18 protein-coding genes are annotated in these 20,426 nt (G+C 61.5%); 13 read left to right on the top strand and 5 right to left on the bottom strand.

Annotation, left to right across the window (positions count from 1 at the left end; translation table 11 throughout):
* The first annotated feature begins 1 nt into the window (after window position 1).
* The 3 genes from argJ to JF539_RS26555 all read left to right on the top strand — a co-directional run bounded on the left by argJ (window position 2) and on the right by JF539_RS26555 (window position 1,975).
* Window positions 2-1,243: a bifunctional glutamate N-acetyltransferase/amino-acid acetyltransferase ArgJ gene (gene argJ, locus JF539_RS26565; protein WP_207144258.1), complete on the top strand. Its 1,242-nt coding sequence runs from the start codon at window positions 2-4 to the stop codon at window positions 1,241-1,243.
* Window positions 1,244-1,329: 86 nt separating this feature from the next.
* Window positions 1,330-1,731 (top strand): 8-oxo-dGTP diphosphatase MutT, encoded by a 402-nt coding sequence (gene mutT, locus JF539_RS26560; protein WP_207144257.1) that lies wholly within the window; start codon window positions 1,330-1,332, stop codon window positions 1,729-1,731.
* Between the two features lie 31 nt (window positions 1,732-1,762).
* Window positions 1,763-1,975 carry a Flp family type IVb pilin gene (locus JF539_RS26555; RefSeq protein WP_268957611.1) on the top strand — a complete coding sequence of 71 codons (213 nt, stop codon included), beginning with the start codon at window positions 1,763-1,765 and terminating at the stop codon, window positions 1,973-1,975.
* 12 nt (window positions 1,976-1,987) lie between these two features.
* On the opposite strand, the gene JF539_RS26550 is transcribed toward JF539_RS26555, so the two are convergent.
* Window positions 1,988-2,881 (bottom strand): methyltransferase domain-containing protein, encoded by an 894-nt coding sequence (locus tag JF539_RS26550; RefSeq protein WP_328809325.1) that lies wholly within the window; start codon window positions 2,879-2,881, stop codon window positions 1,988-1,990.
* A 116-nt stretch (window positions 2,882-2,997) separates the two neighbouring features.
* Here JF539_RS26550 and JF539_RS26545 point away from each other — a divergent pair, with 116 nt between their 5' ends.
* The 4 genes from JF539_RS26545 to JF539_RS26530 all read left to right on the top strand — a co-directional run bounded on the left by JF539_RS26545 (window position 2,998) and on the right by JF539_RS26530 (window position 5,605).
* Window positions 2,998-3,759, top strand: coding sequence for a ComF family protein (locus JF539_RS26545; RefSeq protein WP_207144256.1), 762 nt, complete (start codon window positions 2,998-3,000; stop codon window positions 3,757-3,759).
* Window positions 3,760-3,911: 152 nt separating this feature from the next.
* Window positions 3,912-4,169, top strand: a complete 258-nt coding sequence (grxC, locus tag JF539_RS26540) for a glutaredoxin 3 (protein WP_207144255.1) — start codon at window positions 3,912-3,914, stop codon at window positions 4,167-4,169.
* A 54-nt stretch (window positions 4,170-4,223) separates the two neighbouring features.
* Entirely contained in the window at window positions 4,224-5,078 is an 855-nt protein-coding gene (locus JF539_RS26535) for a carbon-nitrogen hydrolase family protein (protein ID WP_207144254.1), read from the top strand.
* Window positions 5,075-5,605, top strand: a complete 531-nt coding sequence (locus tag JF539_RS26530) for a DUF1178 family protein (RefSeq protein ID WP_207144253.1) — start codon at window positions 5,075-5,077, stop codon at window positions 5,603-5,605. Before JF539_RS26535 ends, JF539_RS26530 begins: the two co-directional genes overlap by 4 nt.
* A gap of 137 nt (window positions 5,606-5,742) precedes the next feature.
* Here JF539_RS26530 and JF539_RS26525 read toward each other — a convergent pair whose 3' ends face one another.
* From JF539_RS26525 to ubiG, 3 genes are all read right to left on the bottom strand, one after another.
* On the bottom strand, window positions 5,743-6,240 hold the full coding sequence (locus JF539_RS26525) for a hypothetical protein (RefSeq protein ID WP_207144252.1): 498 nt from the start codon (window positions 6,238-6,240) through the stop codon (window positions 5,743-5,745).
* Window positions 6,241-6,536: 296 nt separating this feature from the next.
* Window positions 6,537-7,232, bottom strand: coding sequence for an alpha/beta fold hydrolase (locus JF539_RS26520; protein ID WP_207144251.1), 696 nt, complete (start codon window positions 7,230-7,232; stop codon window positions 6,537-6,539).
* Window positions 7,229-7,993: a bifunctional 2-polyprenyl-6-hydroxyphenol methylase/3-demethylubiquinol 3-O-methyltransferase UbiG gene (gene ubiG / locus JF539_RS26515; RefSeq protein WP_207144250.1), complete on the bottom strand. Its 765-nt coding sequence runs from the start codon at window positions 7,991-7,993 to the stop codon at window positions 7,229-7,231. Before ubiG ends, JF539_RS26520 begins: the two co-directional genes overlap by 4 nt.
* 193 nt (window positions 7,994-8,186) lie before the next feature.
* Here ubiG and JF539_RS26510 point away from each other — a divergent pair, with 193 nt between their 5' ends.
* The 6 genes from JF539_RS26510 (at window position 8,187) to clpB (ending at window position 17,656) form a co-directional block, all read left to right on the top strand.
* Window positions 8,187-9,437, top strand: coding sequence for an aspartate kinase (locus tag JF539_RS26510; protein ID WP_207144249.1), 1,251 nt, complete (start codon window positions 8,187-8,189; stop codon window positions 9,435-9,437).
* 75 nt (window positions 9,438-9,512) lie between these two features.
* A complete protein-coding gene (gene ptsP, locus JF539_RS26505) occupies window positions 9,513-11,780 on the top strand; it encodes a phosphoenolpyruvate--protein phosphotransferase (RefSeq protein ID WP_207144248.1) in 2,268 nt (755 codons plus the stop codon).
* Window positions 11,781-11,833: 53 nt separating this feature from the next.
* A complete protein-coding gene (gene prfA / locus JF539_RS26500) occupies window positions 11,834-12,907 on the top strand; it encodes a peptide chain release factor 1 (RefSeq protein WP_207144247.1) in 1,074 nt (357 codons plus the stop codon).
* 2 nt (window positions 12,908-12,909) lie between these two features.
* Window positions 12,910-13,752 (top strand): peptide chain release factor N(5)-glutamine methyltransferase, encoded by an 843-nt coding sequence (gene prmC / locus JF539_RS26495; protein ID WP_207144399.1) that lies wholly within the window; start codon window positions 12,910-12,912, stop codon window positions 13,750-13,752.
* Window positions 13,753-14,113: 361 nt separating this feature from the next.
* A complete protein-coding gene (locus JF539_RS26490) occupies window positions 14,114-14,830 on the top strand; it encodes a DUF4167 domain-containing protein (RefSeq protein WP_209017619.1) in 717 nt (238 codons plus the stop codon).
* Window positions 14,831-15,058: 228 nt separating this feature from the next.
* Complete coding sequence (gene clpB, locus JF539_RS26485) at window positions 15,059-17,656, top strand: ATP-dependent chaperone ClpB (RefSeq protein WP_207144245.1); 2,598 nt, start codon at window positions 15,059-15,061, stop codon at window positions 17,654-17,656.
* A gap of 94 nt (window positions 17,657-17,750) precedes the next feature.
* Here clpB and JF539_RS26480 read toward each other — a convergent pair whose 3' ends face one another.
* Window positions 17,751-19,727 carry a M23 family metallopeptidase gene (locus JF539_RS26480; RefSeq protein ID WP_207144244.1) on the bottom strand — a complete coding sequence of 659 codons (1,977 nt, stop codon included), beginning with the start codon at window positions 19,725-19,727 and terminating at the stop codon, window positions 17,751-17,753.
* Window positions 19,728-20,426: the final 699 nt, after the last annotated feature.

The following is a 20,426-nucleotide window of genomic DNA, read 5'->3' as shown; positions in this document are numbered from 1 at the left end:
GATGTCGACGACCGTTTCTCCTCTCGCCCCCAAATCCTATCCGGAAATGCCGGACATCGAGGGGGTTCAATTTGCGACCGCCCAGGCCGGCATCAAATACAAGGGCCGGACGGACGTGCTGCTTGCGAGCGTTTCGGAAGGCACCGCCATTGCCGGTGTCTTCACCCGCTCCAAATGTTCTTCGGCACCGGTCGACTGGTGCAAGAGCCGGCTAAACGGCGGCAAGGCGCGCGCGCTTCTGGTCAATTCCGGAAACGCCAATGCCTTCACCGGAAAAAAGGGAAAGGCGGCTGTGAAGCTGTCCGCGGAAATCGTCTCCGGCGCGCTTGGCTGCCCGGATGCCGAGATCTTTCTGGCATCCACGGGTGTTATCGGCGAACCGTTGCCGGCGGAAAAATTCGCGACCGTCGTCGATGACCTGAAAAGCGGTCTCGGCAGTGCCGGCTGGCTTGACGCGGCCAAGGCGATCATGACCACGGACACATATCCGAAGGTTGCCACCGCCAGCGTCGAGCTGGACGGTGAAACGATCACCGTCAACGGTATTGCGAAAGGCGCCGGCATGATCGCGCCGGATATGGCGACCATGCTGTCGTTCATTTTCACCGACGCGGCGATCGCGCCGGATGTTCTCCAGGCGCTGCTGAGCGGCGAAATCGGCGGCAGTTTCAATGCCATTACCGTGGACAGCGACACGTCGACCTCCGACACGGTTCTCCTGTTCGCGACCGGAGCCGCGGCGCAAAGGGGGATGGAGCCGGTCATGTCAGGCGAGGACCCGCGGGCGGCTGCGATTGCGGTGGCACTGGGCGACGTCATGCTCGACCTTGCGCATCAGGTCGTGCGCGACGGCGAGGGCGCCCGCAAATTCGTCGAAGTGCGGGTCGAAGGGGCCGAAAGCGACGCCTCCGCGAAAAAAATCGCTTTGTCGATCGCCAATTCACCTTTGGTGAAAACGGCTGTCGCCGGCGAGGACGCAAACTGGGGACGTGTGGTCATGGCCGTCGGCAAGGCGGGCGAACCGGCGGACCGCGATCGCCTGGCAATATGGTTCGGAGACGTGCGGGTCGCCGTCGAGGGAGAACGCGATCCGGACTACAGCGAAGCGGTCGCATCCGCCGTCATGAAGCAGGAAGACATCGTCATCCGGGTCGATCTAGGACTGGGCGAGGGCCAGGCCAGCGTATGGACCTGCGATCTCACCAAGGAGTACGTCGCGATTAATGGCGATTACCGCAGCTAGCCTTTCCTGCGTACTTCTGACGCCGGTCAATCGAATCCCTGGTGAACAAAGGGTTTCAAGGCTGCCGCATAACAGGACGCTCCAATATGACTAAAATTGTGCTCGTGGCGGCCTGCGCCCTCGTCGATGCCGACCGACGCATTCTCCTGGCGCAGCGCCCGGAAGGCAAATCGATGGCGGGTTTGTGGGAGTTTCCGGGCGGAAAGGTCGAGGCCGGGGAGCGGCCGGAAGAAACGCTCATCCGCGAACTGCACGAAGAACTGGGGATCGAAGTTAACGAGGCCTGCCTGGCGCCGCTGACCTTCGCCAGCCATTCTTATGAAAATTTTCACCTTCTGATGCCACTTTTCATCTGCCGTCGGTGGGAAGGCAATCCGCACGGCCGTGAAAATCAGGCCCTCAAATGGGTGCGTGCCATGCGGCTGAGAGAATTTCCGATGCCGGCAGCGGACGAGCCCCTGATCCCGCATCTTATCGACGCGGTCTAGGGTCTGGAGGGGCAAACCAGGAGGTTTCGAATTGGACCAGACGCCGAAAGGATTTCAGTCATTCAAGCAGGCGTTTGCCCGCATGTTTCGGGACCGGCGCGGTGCAACGGCTGTCGAATACGGTCTGATTGCCGGTCTGATCGGCATTTCCGTCATGATCACCATCGGCGCTATCGGAACGCAGATGCGAGACGATGTTCTCGGGGTGATCAACACCTCGCTGTCGTCGACCCCGACCGATTAAGGTCCGAAGCCTTCAGTCTTCAAATTTTCGTTCCTCGGCGCCGAGTGCATCGGCCAGGCGTGTTTTCGCACTGCCTGGGCGAAGGGGTTTCTGCTGGCTTTCGTGCGGAGCCCAGCCCAGGAGCGTCGTCAATGCGAAGGTCGCCCGGATCCGGCCGTCCGGATCGGCGTAGTTTTCAGCGTAGAGTTCGGCGGCGCGCAGGAAGATCCGGCGGTTGAGCGGCGCTCGGCTGCGCTCGCTCAGGACGGAGGTTGCGCCCATGGCGCGCAGATCGGCCATGAGCGCGAACATCGTGTCGTAACGCACCGTGACCGTATCGAGGTCGGTGACCGGCAACGCGAAACCGGCGCGCTGCAAGAGCGCTCCGAGGTCACGCGTGTCGGCGAACGGCAAAACCCGGGCCGCCGCGCCACCCGTTATTTCCAGTTCCGCCCGGGTCAGGCTGTCGCGCAACTCGGTCAGTGTTCCGGCCCCGGGCAAAGTCGCCAGGAACAGGCCGTCCGGGGCCAGTGCCCGGCGTATCTGAATCAGAGCTCCCGGAAGATCGTTGACGCAATGCAGGTTCAAGGCCGACACGATGAGATCGACGGAAGCGTCGCGGAATGGCAGCAAGGCATCGTCCAGAACAAGGTCCGGCGGAGGCAGGCTTGGATCCCGACCGAACAGATCCGCTCTCAGAAACCGTTCCGCCTTGCCGCTGTTGGCGATGGCTTTCACAACCGCGCCGGTATGGCCGCCAAGGTCGACCGCAACCGGAAAGGACCGGTTGATCAGGGCGAGACGGTCCCCCAGATCTTCCGCGACCGCCTTCATCAAGAAATCCGCACCGGGTTTCGCGGCCTGCAGGGCACGTAGCCGGCGATGCCGAAACAGCGAACGGTCGAACAATTCGGTTGGTGTGTTCACGTGACTTGGACCCCGGTCGTCATCTGGCGATCACATATGGTATTTGTGGCGCAGGGTCAAAACCCGGGCGCGCAGTGCGGCCGGATGCCCGCCGAGTTGTTGAAGGGATCCCGGCGATGACGGCTGCCGCGCCAAGGTGGATCGAGCTCCCAGTCCGTGCCGGGCGGTTCGCGCTCGATGCGGTGTTGCCGCAGCGGTGCCTGAGCTGCGACCGGAGGGTCGCGCCGGAGGGTGGCCTTTGCGCGCAATGCTGGCAGGAGATCCGGTTTTTTGAAAAACCCTGGTGCTACCGGCTTGGGACGCCGTTTTCCTATGATGTCGGCGAAGAGGCCTGGAGCCCGCAGGCCATCGCTTCCCCTCCGGTGTTCGGCCGCCTGCGGTCGGTTGCTCCCTACGAGGGACCGGCACGGGATCTCGTTCATGCGCTCAAATTCCACGGACGCCGGAATCTCGCCCGGCCGATGGGAAGCTGGATGGCGAGACAGGGCAGTGAGTTTCTCGGTCCCGACAGCCTGATCGTGCCCGTGCCGCTTCATTGGCTCCGGCTGTTGTCCCGGCGGTTCAACCAGTCCGCCGATCTCGCGAGGGCGATCGCCGAGGAGTGCGGCGGCCACTATGAACCGGCGCTGTTGAAACGTCGGAAACGTACGCGGCAACAGGTCGGGCTATCGGCCGAGGCGCGCCGGAAAAACGTCCGCGCGGCGTTCGGACTGGACGAGGCTCGCCCGGGCGATGTCCGGGAGCGGAAGGTGGTCCTGGTCGACGATGTCGTGACCACCGGTTCGACCGTCGCCGCCTGCAGCAGGGTGTTGCTGAATGCCGGCGCGGCGTCCGTCGATGTGCTGGCTTTCGCGTATGCGAGACCGTCGGACGGATAGAGCGCCGGGGTCAGCGACAACTAATTGTGTCGTGGTCGTTAGAACTGCGCTCTTGAGTTTTTTGCGCCTGCACGCATATATCGCCGGACTTCCGGTTGATATGACGAGCCGGATAACCGTTTCACATATTGGACAAAAAAGGATCGGGCCCGATGCCTGAAGTGGTGATCTACACACGCCAGCTTTGCGGATTTTGCACCGCGGCAAAGCGGCTTCTGGACAAGAAGGGTGTCTCCTACACCGAGCACGATGCCTCCTTCGATCCGGCTCTGCGCAAGCGTATGATACAGGAAGCCAACGGCCGGAGCACCTTTCCGCAGATCTTCATCGGCTCAACGCATGTTGGCGGATGCGACGAACTGCATGCTCTGGACCGGGCCGGCAAACTGGACGCGCTGCTCGCGTCCTGATTTATTAGGCTTGAAAGAGCGGGCACGGGGTGTCTGGCAGAAACGAGCGATTGAATGGCATTTTTCAGGGCAGCATGTATCCAGCTTCGCAGCGGGAAAACCGTCTCGGAGAACATCGCCGTCGCGGAAACCCTGATCCGGTCGGCGGCCGGAAAGGGGGCGTCCTATTTGCAGACTCCGGAAATGTCCAACGTGCTTGTCCGCAGCCGGGAAGAGCTTCTGGACCGGATCGCGGATGAGGACGGCGATCCCTTTCTGGCAAGAATGAGGGCGCTGGCGGCCGAACTCGAAGTCTTTATCCATATCGGTTCCATCGCTGTCCTGAGCGATAACGGGAAGGTCGCCAACAGGGCCTTCGTTATCGAGCCGGCCGGGGCGATCCTGGCCCGTTACGACAAGATCCATATGTTCGACGTCGATCTGCCCAATGGCGAAAGCTGGCGCGAGTCGGCGACCTACGAGCCGGGCACGCAAACGGTCATTGCCGACCTCTTTGGCATCAAAGTCGGTATGGCGGTGTGTTACGATATCCGTTTTCCGGCGATCTTCCGCACACAGGCGCGTGCGGGAGCGGAAGTCCTGACGGCTCCGGCGGCCTTCACCAGGCAGACGGGACGGGCGCATTGGCATGTGCTCCAGCGCGCCAGAGCGATCGAGAACGGCGCCTTCGTCATATCGGCCGCGCAGGGCGGCACGCACGAGGACGGGCGGGAAACCTTCGGGCACAGCCTTGTCGTCGATCCCTGGGGGGAAATCCTCGCGGAACTGGATCATGACGAACCGGGTTACGTTCTGGCCGAAATCGACACGGCGATGGCGGTAAAGGCCCGGCAGAGGATCCCGGCGATCGCCAATGAGCGCGATTTCGTCTGCGCCACCGCGGACGGGTTGAAGGAGATGACGGCGTGATCCGATATACGCTCGTTTGCGATTGCGCGCATACCTTCGAAGGCTGGTTCCGGAATTCGCAAGACTTTGAAACGCAATGCAGCCGAGAGCTGGTCGTGTGCCCGGGCTGCGGTTCCACGAATGTGAACAAGGCGCTTATGGCGCCGGCGGTTTCGACCGCGCGAAAAAAGGCGGACCGCGGTTCAGACCCGAAGACGGAGGCCGGTCCGGTCCCGGCCGCACCGGCCGCCTCGGAGGGGACGAACCATGCCGTCGCGCACCGCGGGGTGGCACAAGCGGCCGCGCTGCTGCCCGACGATGTCCGCCAGAAAGAAGTTCTCGAGGCGCTGCGCCTCGTGCGTTCGCATGTCCTTGAAAACTCGGAAAATGTCGGCACCGGTTTTGCCGAGGAAGCGCGCAAGATTCATTATGGCGAGGCGGAGGAACGCAGTATCTGCGGACAGACGTCGCTTCAGGATGCGCAGGACCTGCTGGAAGAAGGCATTCCGGTTCTCGCGCTCCCGGACCTGCCGGAAGATAAAAACTGAAGCGTGCGGGGCCGCCCGCACCGGGCGCGCCCCGGGAGGCAGGTTCCTTTAACGACGGCCAATCCGTATTTGCCGTCATCGTTCTGTACATCACGATGACGGCCCATCGGCCTTCCCAAAGGGGGGCGGTCGTCAGGTCAGGAGGCGGCTTTCGACGGAGACTTGCGGGTCACTGCCTTCTTGACTTCCTTCAGGTTTTCCTCGGCAGCCTTGCTCAGTTCGCCGACGCTTTCCATCGTGGTTTCGTTGAACTCTTCCATAGCGGCGGCATTTTCGGAGAAACTGTCGCGGAAAAGGGCGGCCTGCTTCTCGAAATGCTCCTGATATTCAGTCGCCATTTTTGAATAGAACTCCTGCAGCGTCGCCATCGTTTCCTCCGGCGCGGTGCACTGGCTCAGGGACTTGAAGCATTCAAAGTCCTCGTGAAACCGGTGGCTGACGAAGTTCATGTGATCGTCAAAGGCCTTTTCGGCGTGCGACCAGATGGTCTGACCGATCTTCTGAAAACCGGCGACGGTCTTTGCCTCGATGCGGTCTTCGCGCTCGGCAAAAGCCCAGTTTGAAAAAGACGGAATTTGCCACTCAGGCATCATCGAAGTGAAATCGAATGCACCCGGCTCGCGTTTTGTCGGCATGAATTATCCTCCGCTTGCTAGCGTTTTCTGGTGCGGCGTCTCTGCTCCCACGCTGCAGATGGCTCACCGCTCTTCCACAGATATGCTGGATACCGGTCCCGGTTTTCCGGCTAAGCTTTTGATCTATCCGGCGTGATGACTGCATTCCCCCAATGCGGTCACCGATACCCGATTGCGCCTCACCTGAAGCTTCTGTTTCCTGGAATCTCGCCACCATATCCCGATTTCAAGGCAGTTCCTTGACAGGGATCAAAGTTGCAAGATTTTTTTCTGCATCCGGAAGGAAGTATATCGCATCAGGTGCGGTTCAGGAAACGCCTTAGCACCGAGGTGACTTCATTCGGCGTTTCCAGTGGAGACAGATGTCCGGCCTCCTGGAGAACCTCAAGCTCGCTGCCCGGTATGAGCCGGTGAATTTCTTCCGCGAATTCAGGCGGTGTCAGCCGGTCCCCTTCGCCCACCAAGACGGTCGCCGGACAGGCGATCCGCTGAAGACCGGGGCGCGAGTCGATCCGGTTCATGATGGCGGTCTGCTGGCGGATGAAAGCCTCCGGTCCGGTTTCCATGGCCATCTCTTTCAAGACCGCCTTCAGGTCTTCGTTGTCTTCGTTCCTCTCGTGCACGAACCCCGGAAAAAGAAGGGGCGGCACCTTGTTAAAGCCCTTCTTGCGCGTGAGATCTGCCAGAAACTTTCGTCTTTGAGTCTGTTCCGGCGTGTCCGGCCGGGCGCTGGTATCGATCAGGGCAAGTCTTGCGACCCGCTCCGGCGCCTGTCGGAGAATTTCCATGGCGATGTAGCCTCCCATGGACAGTCCGATCAGCGAAAACCGCCCGGGCGCGCCTTCCAGCACGCTTGCCGCAATCGCCGCGATGCTGTCGTGCTCGCGATGGTTCGCCACCATGATCGGACGGTCGGCGAAGGCCGCGATCTGAGATGCAAACAGAGTTTCGGTGCACAAGAGGCCGGGAACGAAGACGATCGGGTCACTCATTCGATGTCTTTTTCCCGTTCCGCCAGAAGCATGTAGTTCACGTCCATGTCCCGGGACCGGGCCCAGCTGTCGGTCAGCGGATTGTAACTGACGCCGGTTCGGTCGACGATCTTCAGGCCCGCGTTGGCGAGCGGAGCCTCGATTTCCGCGGGCCGCACCAGCTTCTCGTAGTTATGGGTTCCCTTTGGCAGCCAGCGCAGGACGTACTCCGCGCCGACAATGGCCAGAGCATAGGCCTTCATGGTGCGATTGATGGTCGCAACGAACATCAAACCGCCCGGACGGACCATGCCGGCGGTCGTTTCGAGGAACAGCGGCACATCGGCGACGTGTTCCACGACCTCCATGTTGAGCACGACATCGAAGCTTTCCCCGGCCGCCGCGAGCGCTTCGGCGGACTCGGCGCGGTAGTCGATCCGGAGGCCGGAGCCCTGCATGTGAAGGTTGGCGATGCGGATGTTGGTCTCGGACGGATCCGCGCCGACAACCTCGGCCCCCAGCCGGGCCATCGGCTCGCTCAAGAGCCCGCCGCCGCAGCCGATATCGAGAAAGCGCAATCCCTTGAAAGCGTCGGCCGCGTTCGGATCGCGGCCGAACTGGCGGCACACTTCCTGTTTGATGTACGCCAGTCGCACCGGATTGAATTTGTGCAGCGGTTTGAATTTGCCGGTCGGGTCCCACCATTCCTCGGCCATTGCCGAGAAGCGGGCGACCTCGCCGCTATCGATCGTGCCTGTGGTCTGTTCGGCCCTGCCTGTCATGGGACGATCTCCTTGTTGGGCAATATTCATCGCGTTCTCCACTGGGATTTAACGCGCCTGGGTTTCGATCCAAGGTCCAGGCCTATTTGTCAAGGGAGCCAGTTGCAGCAACCGGAGACTGCCTGTATGCATGTGCGCCGATCCATCCGGCGTTTCGAGCGCCTTCAGACACGACAAAAAGATTACGAGTGGTATGGCCCGACTGGTTTTAAAATTTGGCGGGACTTCGGTTGCCGATCTCGATCGCATCCGCAACGTCGCGCGCCATGTCAAACGGGAAGTGGATGCCGGTCATCAGGTTGCGGTCGTGGTCTCGGCCATGGCCGGACAGACCAACAAACTGGTGGAATTCTGCCGCAATGCTTCGCCGCTTCACGATGCCCGCGAATATGACGCCGTCGTTGCGTCCGGCGAGCAGGTCACGTCCGGCCTGCTGGCGATCGTGCTGCAGGACATGGGCGTCAACGCCCGCTCCTGGCAGGGCTGGCAGGTTCCCATCAAGACGGACGAAAATCACGGTGCCGCGCGCATCCGCGAGATCGACGCCGGGTTTCTGACCGAGCGGCTGGATCAGGGGCAGGTCGCGGTTCTGGCCGGTTTTCAGGGCATCGCGCCGGACAATCGGATCGCGACGCTCGGCCGGGGCGGGTCCGATACCAGCGCCGTCGCCGTTGCGGCCGCGATCAAGGCGGACCGCTGCGATATCTATACGGATGTGGACGGCGTCTACACGACCGACCCGCGGATTGTGCCAAAGGCCAGGCGTCTGGACCGCGTGTCGTTCGAGGAGATGCTCGAAATGGCCTCGCTTGGCGCGAAGGTTCTGCAGGTCCGGTCCGTCGAGATGGCGATGGTCCATGGCGTCAGAACGTTCGTGCGCTCCAGTTTCGACGATCCGGACGAAGCGCAGGTCGGCCATAACGGCCTTCCGATTGGTACTCTTATTTGCGACGAGGATGAACTCGTGGAACAGCAGGTTGTCACCGGCATTGCCTATGCCAAGGACGAAGCCCAGATCTCAATCCGTGACGTGGCCGATAAGCCGGGCGTTGCCGAAACCGTGTTCGGACCGCTGGCGGACGCCAATATCAACGTGGACATGATTGTTCAGAACATTTCGCCTGATGGCAAGACTACGGACATCACCTTCACCGTTCCGGAAAGCGACTTCCAGCGCGCCAAGGCGGTGCTAGAAGACAATCGCGAAGAGATCGGTTTCCAGAACCTGGAAGGCGCGACCGATGTGGTCAAAGTCTCGGTCATCGGCATCGGAATGCGCTCCCACGCCGGTATCGCGGCCCAGTGTTTCCGTGGTCTTGCGTCCAAGGGAATCAACATTCGCGCCATCACGACCTCGGAGATCAAAATCTCCGTCCTCATCGATTCCGCTTACGCGGAACTTGCAGTGCGGACTCTCCATTCGCTATACGGGTTAGACGGATAGTCTATCCGGCAAGCGGGTTCCGGTTGAAAAAGACGGACGGAGCTTGTCTGAAAGGCGGGATCGAACGGGGGCGCAATGCGCAGCAACTTAGCCGGACCGCGCCTACTGCTCCGCCGGCTCCGCGAAGTCATGGCGGAGCCGATCACGGCGCAAGAGCGACTCGATAAAATTGTGGTGCTGATCGCCGCGAATGTGGTCGCGGAGGTCTGTTCGGTTTATATCCTGCGCGCCGATGGCGTACTTGAACTTTATGCAACGGAAGGGCTCAAGCGCGAAGCTGTTCACAATGCGTCTCTGAGGGTCGGACAGGGTCTTGTCGGCCTGATCGCCGCCGAGGCCCGCCCGCTCAACCTTCCCAACGCCAGCGCCCATCCGGGCTTCGCCTATCTGCCGGAAACCGGGGAGGAAGCCTATAATTCCTTCCTCGGCGTGCCGATCCTGCGGGCCGGCCGCACCCTCGGGGTGCTCGTGGTGCAGAACCAGTCGCACCGCACCTATCTGGAAGACGAGGTCGAAGCCCTGCAGACCACGGCGATGGTGATCGCCGAAATGGTCGCGGCCGGAGAATTGGAGGCGATCGCCCAAAAGGCCACCGGTCTCGATCTGTCCCGGCCGATTTCCGCGAAGGGCGCCGGTCTCTCCGAAGGGGTCGGGCTTGGACATGTGGTTCTGCACGAGCCGCGGGTCGTCGTCACCAACCTGATCGCCGAGGACAGCGACCGCGAGAAGGCGCGTCTCGAAGCGGCCATCAACCGGCTCAGACTGTCCATCGACGACTTGCTGGCCAGCGGGGAGATCGCGGCGACCGGCGAACACCGGGAGGTGCTCGAGGCCTACAGGATGTTCGCCTATGACCGCGGCTGGATCCGAAAGATCGAGGAAGCGATCAAGAACGGTCTGACCGCCGAGGCCGCCGTCGAGAAGGTGCAGAGCGACACACGGGCGCGGATGTTGCGCCAGACGGACCCGTACCTGCGCGAACGCCTGCACGATCTCGACGATCTGGCGCACCGCCTGATCCGGGAACTGATGGGCCGGGAACACGGGCCGGGGGTCTCCGAATTGCCCCAGGACGCCATCATCGTCGGCCGCAACATGGGGGCGGCGGAGCTTCTGGACTACGGCCGCGACCGGATTCGCGCTCTGGTTCTGGAGGAAGGCGGCCCGACCGGTCATGTCACTATCGTGGCGCGGGCGCTCGGGATTCCGACGGTCGGGCAGGTGGACGAGATTGTCAGTCTCGCCGATGGCGGCGACGCGATTATCGTGGATGGCGATACCGGCGAGGTGCACCTGCGCCCGGCTGCCGATCTGGAGAATGCCTATGCCGAAAAGGTGCGGTTCCGCGCCCGCCGGCAGGCCCAGTACCGGCGCTTGCGCACCAAGCCGTCTGTTACGAAAGACGGCGTGGAATTCACGCTGCAGATGAATGCGGGCCTTCTGGTCGACCTGCCGCACCTGGAAGAGTCCGGCGCCGCTGGCGTCGGCCTGTTCCGCACAGAATTGCAGTTCATGGTGGCCTCGTCTTTCCCGCGTATGCGCGAGCAGCTGTCCCAGTATACCCAGATCCTGGACGCGGCCGGCGAAAGACCCGTGACCTTCCGCTCGCTCGATATCGGCGGCGACAAGGTTCTTCCCTATCTGCGGGCGATCCAGGAAGAAAACCCGGCGATGGGCTGGCGCGCGCTCCGGCTTGGTCTCGACCGGCCCGGACTGCTGCGCACCCAGATCCGCGCGCTTTTGCATGCGGCGGCGGGACGGGATCTGAAACTGATGTTTCCCATGGTGGCGGAAGTCAGGGAATTCCTGCAGGCCAAGGCCCTGGTCGACAAGGAAATCAAGCATCTGCGCCGTCATGGGCACGCGATCCCGGAAAACATCCGGCTGGGTCTCATGATCGAGGTTCCCTCTCTGCTGTTCCAGCTTGAGGAACTGATGGAGCATGTGGACTTCGTGTCGGTCGGTTCGAACGATCTGTTTCAGTTCTTTTGTGCGGTGGACCGGGGGAATACCCGTGTCGCCGACCGTTTCGATCCGTTGAGCGTCGGCTTTCTCAGGGCCTTGAAATCCATCGTCGACGCCGCAAATAAGATGCATGTGCCGGTGACCCTGTGCGGCGAACTGGCCGGGCGTCCTTTGGAGGCCATGGCGCTGGTGGGTCTCGGTTTCAGGGATCTTTCCATGGCGCCTGCGGCTCTGGGACCGGTCAAGGCCATGTTGCGCACACTCGACGCGGGGCGGCTTTCCGCCCGTCTCCTGCCCCGGCTCGAACTCGGGCACGACGACCGCAATATTCGCGACGTTCTCAAGCGGTTCGCCGAAGAGACAGACGTTGCGCTTTAGCCCTCTTGGGCTCAACCACCCCGAAAAAGGGCTACTTGGGAGTATCAGCGCGTATGCTGGCGCGTCACAAACTGGATAATCTGCTGGACCGGTTTTCCGAGATCGAACACATGATGTCGGCCAATCCCGATCCGGACGCTTACGTAAAACTTTCGCGCGAATATGCCGGCCTGGAGCCTTTGGTTGCGAACATCCGCGCGCTGCTGAAGGCCGAGGGTGACCTCGCCGGTGCGCAGGCGCTGATCGACGATCCGGAGATCGACGCGGAAATGCGCGAACTGGCGGAAATGGAGCGCGACGAACTCGCCGGCCGCGTCGAGGTGCTGACCCAAGACGTGCAGATCGGTCTCCTGCCGAAGGACGAGGCGGATTCCAACGATGCCATTCTGGAAGTGCGCGCCGGGACCGGAGGCGACGAGGCGGCGCTGTTTGCCGGAGATCTCTTCCGCATGTACCAGCGCTTTGCCGAACTGCAGCGCTGGAAGGTCGAAATCCTGTCGGCGAGCGAGGGCGAGGTCGGAGGCTACAAGGAAGTGATCGCCACGGTCTCCGGAGACAATGTGTTCGCCAAACTGAAATTCGAGTCCGGGGTTCACAGGGTGCAACGCGTGCCGGCAACGGAATCGGGCGGACGCATTCACACCTCCGCCGCGACCGTCGCGGTTCTGCCTCAGGCGGAAGATGTCGATGTCGATGTTCAGGACAGCGATCTGCGTATCGATACGTTCCGGGCGTCCGGCGCCGGCGGGCAGCATGTCAACACGACCGATTCCGCGGTTCGCATCACCCACATCCCGACCGGGATCGTGGTGGCCGTGCAGGACGAGCGCTCCCAGCACAAGAACAAGGCGCGCGCCATGCAGCTTTTGCGCGCCCGCATCTACGACGAGGAACGGGAACGGGCGGCGAGCGAGCGGACGGAGGCCCGCCGGCTTCAGGTCGGATCCGGCGACCGTTCCGAGCGCATCCGAACCTATAATTACCCGCAGGGCCGGGTCACCGATCATCGCATCGGGCTGACGCTCTACAAGCTGGAGCAGATCGTCGCGGGCGAAGCCCTGGGCGAGGTGATCGACGCGCTGACCATGGACCATCAGGCAAATCTGCTGGCTTCGGAAGACGCTTGAGCATGCGTACCGGAGAGCTCTACAGGCTGATCCGGGACCGCTTTCGTTCCCATGGCCTGCCGACGGCGGATCTGGATGCCAGATTGCTGGTCGGTGCGGCTTTGGACATCTCGTTGTCCGATCTGGTCCTGAGAGACAAGGACGCCGTCGCCGCCGAAGGGGTATCCAGGGCGGAGAGCTACGCCGCGTGCCGTCTGAAGGGAATGCCCGTGGGGCGCATCCTCGGAGAGCGGGAGTTCTTCGGCCGCCGTTTTCTGCTCAACGCGGCGACCCTGGAGCCGCGGCCGGATACCGAAATTCTCGTTGAGGCGGTTCTGGAGCGATCAGCCGCGGACGGGCCCGGTCTTGTCTGCGATATCGGAACCGGCACGGGCGCGATTGCCGTTTCGCTTCTGGCGGAGCGTCCGAACTGCCACGCGGTTGCGGTCGATCTGTCTCCGCAGGCGCTGTGCTGCGCCCGGCAAAACGCCGAACTCAACGGTGTCGAGACGCGGTTTTTTCCCTTGTGCGCGGATTACGCAAGCGCCCTTGCTCCCGGTTTCGACTGGGTCGTCAGCAACCCGCCCTATATTCGGAGCGCGACGCTGGCGGAGCTTTCGCCGGAGGTGATCCGGCACGATCCGGCGCTGGCGCTTGACGGTGGGGAAGGGGGGCTTGAGGCGTATCTCAAGATCGTTCCGGATGCGGTGAGGATCCTGCGTCCGGGAGGGCGAATCGGCCTTGAGATCGGCTTCGATCAAGCTGCCGAAGTGAAAATACTGCTGCACCAGCATGGGTTTGGCGAGATTGAAATCATTAAGGATCTTGCCGGAAAGGACCGTGTTGTCACCGCGCGGGGCCAATAATGGTGCGGATTTAATCCTAAGGTGAAAAAGCACTTGGAAATCGGAACGGAAACGGGTAGGTTCAACTCGCCGAGACCGGAGATGTTAGCAGGTTCAGTGGGGCATATGCATCCGGCAGCATGGGGCCAGTCACGTTTTCCGTGACATGGACACCGTCGCAAATCGGAGTTTCCGGTGTTTCGGACTGTCGAGGAAAAAGACAAGAGCGTTGGCCGACGGCCGTTATCGCGCTGCGTGTGTTTTCAATGACAGCCGCGAACCAGCATTGTTGGTTTCGGCAGGTATTTCGTGTCGGTTTTAGGCAATTCCGATGTTGGGTCAGCACTAGGCTGACCGCCGTTCCGCAAGAGAAAACGGCAGGATGAGACCAGGAAATCAAAGCAATAAACGCATGCGCGGAAGGGGCCGGAAGGGTCCTAACCCGTTAACCCGGACTTACGAATCGAACGGTCCTGATGTGAAAATCCGTGGCACGGCCATGCATATCGCGGAGAAGTATCAGCAGCTTGCACGCGATGCCCAGGCATCCGGCGACCGGGTGATGTTCGAAAACTACAATCAGCACGCCGAACACTATCTTCGTATCGTGGCCGCGGCGCAGCCGCAGCAACAGCCTGCCGTGCAGCCGTCCGCGCGCAGCGATGCGGAAGAGAGCTATGAAAACGGCGCCGTCAACGGGTCCGGTTCCACAAACGGGGCCGAACGCCCGGTACCGGAAGCGGCGTCCTCCGAGGCCGATGTCGTCGATGCCGACAGCCCGCAGCCCTTTATCGAGGACATGCCGGTGATCGACCAGGAAGGCCAGGTGAACGGGTCGGGGAAAAAGGCCGAGAGCGATGACGCGGAGGCGGACGACAAGCCGCGCCGCCGTGCCCGGACAACCCGGTCGAGAACCCCGCGGCGGGCAGCCGCGGATGCCTCATCGGAGGGGGCGGCGGAAGGCAGCGAGGCCTCGCCGGAAAGCGCGGACGATTCCGACGAGGAGCAAAAGCCGAAACCCCGCCGCAGGACCGCACGTCCCCGCCGGACGAAATCCGCCGAGGAAACGGCTGCGGAAGCGGCGCCGGCGAGCGAATAGTCAGCTTCAATCAAGTTGAAAATGGCAAAACGGCGTCCTTTCGGGCGCCGTTTTTCATTGTGTGGCGCTTTTGTTGCGGAGGGGCTTTTGTTGTGAATTTGCAACACTATATTAGACATGCGGCTTCGGGACGCTGTCTTGAAAGCCTGCGCGGATGCCCATCTCAGGGGTCCGAATCCAAAAACGTTCCCCACGCTTCGGGTGGTGCGAACGGGTAGGAGGTAACTTATGAACTTTGAAAAATATACCGAGCGTGCCCGAGGATTTATCCAGTCAGCTCAAACCTTTGCGTTGGGGCGGGGCCACCAGCAGTTCACGCCCGAACATATCCTGAAAGTGCTTCTGGACGATCCGGAAGGGATGGCGAGCGGCCTGATCGAGCGGGCCGGCGGTCAGGTGAAGGCTCTTCAGGGTGACCTTGAAGGCGTTCTCGACAAGATGCCGAAGGTATCCGGGGGTGCCGGCCAGCTTTATATGCATCAAGCGACAGCGCGCCTGTTCGAGCAGGCCGAGAAAATCGCGGACAAGGCGGGCGACAGTTTCGTTACCGTCGAGCGTCTGCTGCTTGCGCTCGCCATGGACGGCGACTGCGAAGCAGGCAAGCTCTTGAAGCGCCACGGCGTAACCCCCAACGCTCTCAATGAGGCGATCAATCAGTTGCGTCAGGGACGGACGGCGGACAGTGCGACCGCTGAAAACCAGTATGACGCCTTGAAGAAATATGCCCGGGATCTGACCCAGGTCGCGCGGGACGGCAAGCTCGATCCCGTTATCGGGCGCGAAGAGGAGATCCGCCGGACGATTCAGGTGTTGTCGCGCCGGACGAAGAACAATCCGGTGCTGATCGGCGAGCCCGGGGTCGGCAAGACCGCGATCGCGGAAGGCCTGGCGCTCAGGATCGTCAATGGCGACGTTCCGGAGTCGCTCAAGGACAAGCAGCTTCTCGCGCTCGACATGGGCGCCCTCATAGCGGGCGCCAAGTACCGCGGTGAATTCGAGGAGCGCCTGAAGGCCATTCTTTCGGAGGTCGAAGCGGCGGCGGGAAAGATCATCCTGTTCATCGACGAGATGCACACGCTTGTGGGTGCTGGCAAGGCGGATGGGGCCATGGATGCCTCCAACCTCTTGAAACCGGCACTGGCCAGAGGCGAGCTTCACTGTGTCGGCGCAACGACCCTCGATGAGTACCGCAAGCACGTGGAAAAGGACGCCGCGCTCGCCCGGCGGTTCCAGCCGGTGTTCGTCAGCGAGCCGACGGTTGAGGACACGGTTTCGATCCTGCGCGGGATCAAGGAAAAATACGAGCTCCATCACGGTGTCCGGATCACGGATTCGGCCATTGTTTCGGCGGCATCGCTGTCCAACCGTTACATCACCGACCGGTTTCTGCCGGACAAGGCGATCGACCTCATGGACGAGGCGGCCAGCCGTTTGCGGATGCAGGTGGACTCCAAGCCGGAAGAGCTGGACGAACTGGACCGGCGCATCATCCAGCTCAAGATCGAGCGGGAAGCGTTGAACGCGGAAAGCGACGAAGCCTCCAGGGACCGTCTGGTCAAGCTCGAAAAGGAGCTGACGGACCTTGAAGAAAAATCGCAGGCTCTGACCAGCCGCTGGCTCGGTGAAAAGGAAAAGCTGAACCTGGAACAGAAGATCAAGGAACAGCTGGAACAGGCGCGGATCGATCTGGAGATCGCACAGCGCCGCGGCGACCTCGCCAAGGCCGGCGAACTCGCCTATGGCGTGGTGCCCGATCTGGAACGGAAGTTGAGCGAAGCGGAAGCCTCCGAAGACAAGGACGCCATGGTGGATGAGGCGGTAACACCGTCCCATATCGCCCAGGTCGTCTCGAAATGGACAGGCATTCCCGTCGACAAGATGCTGGAAGGCGAGCGGGAAAAACTGCTCAGGATGGAAGATGTTCTGGCTGATCGCGTTGTCGGGCAGGCAGAGGCTATTCATGCGGTCGCGACCGCCGTCCGCCGGGCCCGTGCCGGGCTTCAGGATCCGAACAGGCCGATCGGCTCGTTCATGTTCTTGGGACCGACAGGGGTCGGCAAGACGGAACTGACCAAGGCGCTCGCCAGCTTCCTGTTCGACGACGACAGCGCGATGGTGCGCATCGACATGTCGGAGTTCATGGAGAAGCACTCCGTGGCCCGTCTGATCGGCGCACCTCCGGGCTATGTCGGTTACGAGGAAGGTGGAGCGCTGACGGAAGCGGTTCGCCGGCGGCCCTACCAGGTGGTCCTGTTCGACGAGATCGAAAAGGCGCATGGCGACGTCTTCAACGTGCTCCTGCAGGTGCTCGATGACGGCCGGCTGACCGACGGTCAGGGCCGGACGGTCGATTTCCGCAACACGCTGATCATCATGACCTCGAACCTCGGTGCCGAATTCCTGGTCAACCAGCCGGAAGGACAGGATTCGGACGCGGTCAGGGACGAGGTGATGGCGGTGGTGCGCGGTCACTTCCGGCCGGAGTTCCTCAACAGGCTCGACGAGATCGTGCTGTTCCATCGCCTGCAGCGCGAGCAGATGTCCGATATCGTCAAGATCCAGCTGGAACGTCTGCGGTCTTTGCTTGCCGACCGTAAGATCACGCTCACCCTGGACGACAGCGCACTCGGATGGCTGGCGCAAAAGGGCTACGAGCCCGCCTATGGCGCGCGTCCGCTCAAACGGGTGATCCAGAAGGATCTGCAGGATCCCCTGGCCGAAAAACTGCTCGCCGGCGACATTCTGGACGGTCAGACCGTCAATGTTTCGGCGGGGGGCGACCGGCTGGCGTTCCAGGTCGCCGGAACGGAAAGTGCCGCGGCCTGAGGCAGGTCTCTTTCCTTATAATGAAAAAAGCCTGCGGGGATCCTTCCCCGCAGGCTTCTTGATTTCGGGACCGGATCCTCCGGATGACTGTCCGTCAGTTGACGGCGGCGAGACGCGAAGGCTTGCGTGCCCGGTCGAGCAGTGCGTCCACGCGGTAGCGCTCCGCTTCGAAAGAGGCGCGCATCTCCCCTTCGAGCGTGCGCCCCTTGGGCAGCTTGATCCGCATCGGATCGACGTAGCGACCATTGACGAGGACTTCGTAGTGAAGGTGCGGACCGGTCGACAGGCCTGTCGATCCGATATAGCCGATGACCTGGCCCTGAGACACCCGCACGCCTTCCTTCATGCCCTTTGCGAAGCCTGACATGTGATTGTAGGTGGTGGTGTAGCCGTTGGTGTGGCGCAATTCGATGCGGCGGCCGTAACCGGAAGACCAGCCCGCCTTGGCGATCGTGCCGTTGCCCGCCGCCAGGATCGGCGTGCCGCGTGCCGCCGCCCAGTCCACGCCCCGGTGGAACTTGGTGTATTTGTAGATCGGATGACGGCGCATGCCGAACCCGGAGCGGAATTTGCCACCGTTCACGGGTTTGCGGATCAGGAACTTCTTCGCGCTCTGGCCGGAGGCGTCGTAGAAGTCGGTGACCCCGTCGTCGGGGGTCCGGTAGCGATAGAACTCGCGCTTGGTGCTGCCCGTGTTCAGCGCCGCATAAAGGATCTTCGGCGCATTGTCGTCGTCTCCCTCGGTGAAGAAGAGGTCGAGCGAATCGCCGGGTTGGACGCGCGCGTTGAAATCGACGTCGAAGGAGAACATGCGCACCAGGTCGTCGATGATCTCTTCAGGCATGTCCTGCTCGAGGGCGGTCTGGTACAGGCTGTCGTAGATTGCCGGGGTCGGTCCGCCGTAAGAGACGCGGTCGGCTTCCGCGAAAGCGTCGGCAAGGAAGTTGCTCGGCTCCTCCGCGGCAATATAGTCGCCGTTGTCGGAGCGGGCGACGGTCGCCTCGTGACTGGTGTTGGTGTAGAGACTGATGCGTTCGGGACGCATCCGGTCCAGATCGTCGGGCGAGGGAGCGTAAGCGATCCGAAGCCGCTGTCCGTCAGACAGGCCGGTCACGCCGAAAACGGTCTCGAACGCGGAGGCAATCGACTGGGCTTCGGTCTCCGTCGCCTCATAGTCCAGCAGGACATTGACGAGATCCTGGTCTTCCGTGACCGGAACGATGCTTTCGTCCATTCCGGCAAATCGGATTTCCTCGTCCCGCTTGGAGACAAAGGAGACGTTTTCGGGCGTGATGCGAACCGCATAGCGCTCAAGATCCGGCTGCAGGGCGAGATTGAAGTCGAACCGGCCCGGATCGACCAGGTTCTTGGCGGCGGTCTCGACCGTGTCCAGGGACAGGGTTCTTGCGATTTCGCGCACCTTCAATTCAACCGCGGCTTCCGACGGTGTCTGATCCGGATCGATTTCGGAGCTGAATTCCGGAAAGGGCGCGAGACTGATGCTGACTTCGTTTTCCAGCTTCGCCCCGTAAAGCGAATCGGCAATCAGTGAGGTCTGGACATCGTCGGTGCCCGGCGCAAAATCCTCGTCCTGGTTGTCGGCGAACATGTTCATGGGATTGAAGGCCGGAATACGGTCTGCGAGCTCCGGGTCCTTTCGCGTCGCGAGGGTCGCGCTGACGAAGATGTGAGGGCGGACGCCGATATACTCCTTGCCGCCTTCGCGCGTCACGACATTGACGTCGATGACATGCTTGCTGGAATATTCGGCCGTGGTCTTGAGGATCCGGTCGCCCTTGCGACCGCTGCCACCGGAAGATCCGAAGTCATTCAGGTAGGCGTCGGAGGACGGGGCGGCTTCGACGCTGTACTGACCGTCGAGCGCGGCCATCAGAGCGCCGCCCATGAGCACCAGCGATGTGACGCCGGTCAAAACGGTTCCCGTCAGCCAGCGCAGAGAGACCTGTCGCCGCTCCGACAAACCGCTGCGTCCCTCATAGCCGCGAAGCGGCGGTTCATCGCCGAGCTCGACGCGAATGGTTTGAGAGCTATGGAAAGGGCCAAAATGCATTTGTCCTGTCCGGTTCCCCATGTCGCTTGCGGGCCGTCTATTCCTGCTTGCGCATGACACAAGAGGAAACCGAAGGACGGCGTCCGTCTAAAACAGAACCTGCTAAATGCAGTGTTTGATTAAAAAGGTCAATTGTTTCCAACCGGCTGCCCACCGGTCTCGACCAAAGGCCAAAGCCCGATTTTTTGCGTAAATTCGAAATTTGTCCGTTCTATGGTCATGCGCGGTCTCTTTCATGCGGCATTTCCGCGGTGAGGATATGTCATTTTTCGAGGCCCTGTTGTCAGTCTTATCAGTCTGCCGCTTTTTGTCCGCTCAAAACGCAGGGAACGCCTATAACCACCTGATAGCGCGAGCGGATTCCCGCAGCATTTCGTTCTGTGAATCTTTTTTGACAAAGTCTGTTGACTCCGGATCGGGCCCTGCGTATAACGCCCTCCATCGACGGCGTCGCCGCCATCGCGGCGTTGCATTCTGTCGGTCCTACCAGACAAATTCTTCCATGAGATCCGGAAACGGATTGAGGTTTGACGTCTTTGGTTGAAGGCCTCTTAACGGCCGCATTCGTGACTTGCGAATGGTTCTTTGACAATTTGGTATTGAAGGAAGGGAAGCGTAGGCGGCGTTGGCCTTGCGGACTAATGGAGCCTTTTGGGGTTTTGTTGGTTTAAGTAAGGGTTACGCAGGTACGCTGATCTT

The sequence above is a fragment of the Roseibium aggregatum genome (assembly GCF_017309185.1).
Classification (GTDB): domain Bacteria; phylum Pseudomonadota; class Alphaproteobacteria; order Rhizobiales; family Stappiaceae; genus Roseibium; species Roseibium aggregatum_B.
The sequence above is the reverse complement of the archived record's forward strand: the minus strand, read 5'-3'. Positions and strand labels throughout refer to the sequence as shown.

Coding starts and splice junctions, on each gene's coding strand:
- argJ (WP_207144258.1), top strand. CDS start 2: ATGTCGACGACCGTTTCTCCTCTCGCCCCCAAATCCTATCCGGAAATG.
- mutT (WP_207144257.1), top strand. CDS start 1,330: ATGACTAAAATTGTGCTCGTGGCGGCCTGCGCCCTCGTCGATGCCGAC.
- JF539_RS26545 (WP_207144256.1), top strand. CDS start 2,998: ATGACGGCTGCCGCGCCAAGGTGGATCGAGCTCCCAGTCCGTGCCGGG.
- grxC (WP_207144255.1), top strand. CDS start 3,912: ATGCCTGAAGTGGTGATCTACACACGCCAGCTTTGCGGATTTTGCACC.
- JF539_RS26535 (WP_207144254.1), top strand. CDS start 4,224: ATGGCATTTTTCAGGGCAGCATGTATCCAGCTTCGCAGCGGGAAAACC.
- JF539_RS26525 (WP_207144252.1), bottom strand. CDS start 6,240: ATGCCGACAAAACGCGAGCCGGGTGCATTCGATTTCACTTCGATGATG.
- JF539_RS26520 (WP_207144251.1), bottom strand. CDS start 7,232: ATGAGTGACCCGATCGTCTTCGTTCCCGGCCTCTTGTGCACCGAAACT.
- ubiG (WP_207144250.1), bottom strand. CDS start 7,993: ATGACAGGCAGGGCCGAACAGACCACAGGCACGATCGATAGCGGCGAG.
- JF539_RS26510 (WP_207144249.1), top strand. CDS start 8,187: ATGGCCCGACTGGTTTTAAAATTTGGCGGGACTTCGGTTGCCGATCTC.
- ptsP (WP_207144248.1), top strand. CDS start 9,513: ATGCGCAGCAACTTAGCCGGACCGCGCCTACTGCTCCGCCGGCTCCGC.
- prfA (WP_207144247.1), top strand. CDS start 11,834: ATGCTGGCGCGTCACAAACTGGATAATCTGCTGGACCGGTTTTCCGAG.
- prmC (WP_207144399.1), top strand. CDS start 12,910: ATGCGTACCGGAGAGCTCTACAGGCTGATCCGGGACCGCTTTCGTTCC.
- JF539_RS26490 (WP_209017619.1), top strand. CDS start 14,114: ATGAGACCAGGAAATCAAAGCAATAAACGCATGCGCGGAAGGGGCCGG.
- clpB (WP_207144245.1), top strand. CDS start 15,059: ATGAACTTTGAAAAATATACCGAGCGTGCCCGAGGATTTATCCAGTCA.
- JF539_RS26480 (WP_207144244.1), bottom strand. CDS start 19,727: ATGCATTTTGGCCCTTTCCATAGCTCTCAAACCATTCGCGTCGAGCTC.